We start from the raw sequence: 363 nt of genomic DNA, 5'->3' as shown, positions 1-363 counted from the left end.
GCGCCCCCTCGTCGACAAATGGCCGGAGCGACTGCAACAGTCTCCACATTGCTGACGGTGGTGGGGCAGCCGAACACTCCAACGTCGGCCGGGAACGGCGGCTTCAGCCGGGGCTTGCCCTGCTTGCCCTCGATGGACTCGATGAGAGCCGTCTCCTCGCCGCAGATGTAGGCGCCGGCGCCTCGGTGCATGAACACGTCAAAGTCGTAACCGGAGCCACAGGCGTTCTTGCCGATCAGGCCCGCTTGGTAGGCCTCGCTGAGAGCCACTTGCATGTTTGAAGCCTCGTTGTAGAACTCCCCTCGGATGTAGATGTATGCGGCTCTGGCTCCCATGGCGCGGCCGGCTACAAGGCACCCTTCC

The 363-nt window shown here is 63.9% G+C and carries 1 pseudogene; it reads right to left on the bottom strand.

Going from position 1 to position 363, the window contains the following annotated elements:
• A pseudogene (locus P2081_RS20470) lies at positions 1-363 on the bottom strand (NADH-quinone oxidoreductase subunit F); the annotation flags it as partial.

This window comes from Pseudophaeobacter profundi (genome assembly GCF_029697505.1).
GTDB classification, from domain to species: domain Bacteria; phylum Pseudomonadota; class Alphaproteobacteria; order Rhodobacterales; family Rhodobacteraceae; genus Pseudophaeobacter; species Pseudophaeobacter profundi.
Note: the sequence above shows the minus strand (reverse complement) of the source record. Positions and strands in the feature narration are given on the sequence as shown.